Origin of the sequence: Mesorhizobium sp. WSM3873 (assembly GCF_001672445.1) — a bacterium.
In the GTDB taxonomy this organism is placed as follows: domain Bacteria; phylum Pseudomonadota; class Alphaproteobacteria; order Rhizobiales; family Rhizobiaceae; genus Mesorhizobium.
The window spans coordinates 60,001-62,500 of record NZ_LYTM01000003.1 but is presented as its reverse complement, the minus strand read 5'-3'; the positions used below and the strand labels follow the sequence as shown (position 1 = coordinate 62,500).

Genomic DNA, 2,500 nt, shown 5'->3' with positions numbered 1-2,500 from the left:
GGGCTCTGCGAAGTCGCAAGACGACGTATAGGGTCTGACGCCTGCCCGGTGCTGGAAGGTTAAGAGGAGGGGTGCAAGCTCTGAATCGAAGCCCCAGTAAACGGCGGCCGTAACTATAACGGTCCTAAGGTAGCGAAATTCCTTGTCGGGTAAGTTCCGACCTGCACGAATGGCGTAACGACTTCCCCGCTGTCTCCAGCATAGACTCAGTGAAATTGAATTCCCCGTGAAGATGCGGGGTTCCTGCGGTTAGACGGAAAGACCCCGTGCACCTTTACTATAGCTTTACATTGGCATTCGTAGTGGCATGTGTAGGATAGGTGGTAGGCTTTGAAGCCTGGGCGCCAGCTCAGGTGGAGCCACCCTTGAAATACCACCCTTATCACTATGGATGTCTAACCGCGGCCCGTTATCCGGGTCCGGGACAATGTATGGTGGGTAGTTTGACTGGGGCGGTCGCCTCCTAAAGAGTAACGGAGGCGCGCGATGGTGGGCTCAGAACGGTCGGAAATCGTTCGCTGAGTGCAATGGCATAAGCCTGCCTGACTGCGAGACTGACAAGTCGAGCAGAGACGAAAGTCGGTCATAGTGATCCGGTGGTCCCGTGTGGAAGGGCCATCGCTCAACGGATAAAAGGTACGCCGGGGATAACAGGCTGATGACCCCCAAGAGTCCATATCGACGGGGTTGTTTGGCACCTCGATGTCGACTCATCGCATCCTGGGGCTGGAGCAGGTCCCAAGGGTATGGCTGTTCGCCATTTAAAGCGGTACGTGAGTTGGGTTCAGAACGTCGTGAGACAGTTCGGTCCCTATCTGCCGTGGGTGTAGGAATATTGAAAGGATCTGTCCCTAGTACGAGAGGACCGGGATGGACGGATCTCTGGTGGACCTGTTGTGGCGCCAGCCGCATTGCAGGGTAGCTATATCCGGACGGGATAACCGCTGAAGGCATCTAAGCGGGAAACCCACCTTGAAACGAGTATTCCCTGAGAACCGTGGAAGACGACCACGTTGATAGGCCGGGTGTGGAAGAGCGGCAACGCTTGAAGCTTACCGGTACTAATAGTTCGATCGGCTTGATCGTTCTCATTCCTAATATCCATCCGACAAAGTCGGATGGTCTGCCAGCGCTCACGCATGAGCGGCCCTTACGGGCCTATGCTCCGCGAGGCGCCGGACGACCGGCGACGCGCAGTCGCGCTTGCGGGCTTCGCCCGTAGGCAAAACGCAGACGTCGCCTTGGCACAAAAACGACGATCCTTTGGATCGCGCTGCGACGATCCTTTGGATCGCGCTTGGCGACGATCCTTTGGATCGCGCTTGGCGACGATCCTTTGGATCGCGCTTGAACAGCTTCTCGATTTGAACGTGCGTTTCGCCGACCTGGTGGTTATGGCGGAGCGGCTGCACCCGATCCCATTCCGAACTCGGCCGTGAAACGCTCCAGCGCTGATGGTACTTCGTCTCAAGACGCGGGAGAGTAGGTCGCTGCCAGGTCTGCCAAGCGCACGTTCATCTCACATCCGGATTGGATGCAGACAAATCTTCTCCTTGCGATTGTTGTGATGCATGTCGTTGCCTCAAAACCGCTAACACTTTTGAGCGACATGCATGAGGCCCGCCAAACGGGATCCCGGGCCGCGCAAGCGGCCCTTTCATTGGGCGGTCCCTTGAATACGGTAAGCGCAAACTTACCTCTATCTTGACGCGGGGTGGAGCAGCCCGGTAGCTCGTCAGGCTCATAACCTGAAGGTCACAGGTTCAAATCCTGTCCCCGCAACCAGTTTTATCATAAATCTCTGGCCGTCTCGATCTGATCGAGACGGCTTTGTTGTTTAGTGAGCGCGCGATCGTTGTTGTTCGGACTAGGCGAAGCCAATCGTTCCGTAACCCTCCGCGAAAGGCTGCGGTGGTGCCGCGATTGACGCCGCCCATGACGAGATCGGTCTGTGCACCGCACGGCGCGGAGCTGCGGCCCGAGGCTGAGGGAGCTCTCATACCTTTCCCCGCTGCATGGCACGTAGAACGCTGACGATCATACAAGAGGGCCTAAGTTCGGCGGATCTCGACGCGCTCGCCGGCGACGCTGGCTGGGTCAAGGCCTGAGCGGCTAGTCGAGTAGCCGAGGTCTCGCGGCTTGCAGGGAGAGGGGCAGGTTAAATCTCCGGACCGACCTTATGGAAGGCGACTGGCCTGTCTGTCGATGGACGCCACATGCTTTCGGCGACGTCGAACCCGACCGGCTCGCCGACGTCCTTTCCCAGCCATTCTGGGTGAAGCCGCATCCAAGAAACCTGGTCGAGCGATTCGATGACGAATCGAGCGGCATATCAATGCGGGCACCGTCCCGGATGTCTCGCCGGGGTTCATTGCTCGAGCAAAGCAATGAACCGGCTATCCAGTCGCCGCCACATGGAATGACGCTGTCAGTTGAGCCGGTGATCCCTCAGCCGTGGCGGCAAATCGGTCCGGCCACGCCCAAGAAAGTGCCGCGATCC

General features: G+C 58.1%; 1 tRNA gene and 2 rRNA genes (1 of these 3 cut by a window edge). All 3 read left to right on the top strand.

Going from position 1 to position 2,500, the window contains the following annotated elements:
• Window positions 1-1,086 (top strand): 23S ribosomal RNA (locus A9K71_RS02940); it begins 1,805 nt to the left of the window's first position.
• 298 nt (window positions 1,087-1,384) lie between these two features.
• Window positions 1,385-1,499 (top strand): 5S ribosomal RNA (rrf, locus tag A9K71_RS02935).
• 209 nt (window positions 1,500-1,708) lie between these two features.
• Window positions 1,709-1,785, top strand: a tRNA-Met gene (locus tag A9K71_RS02930).
• Window positions 1,786-2,500: the final 715 nt, after the last annotated feature.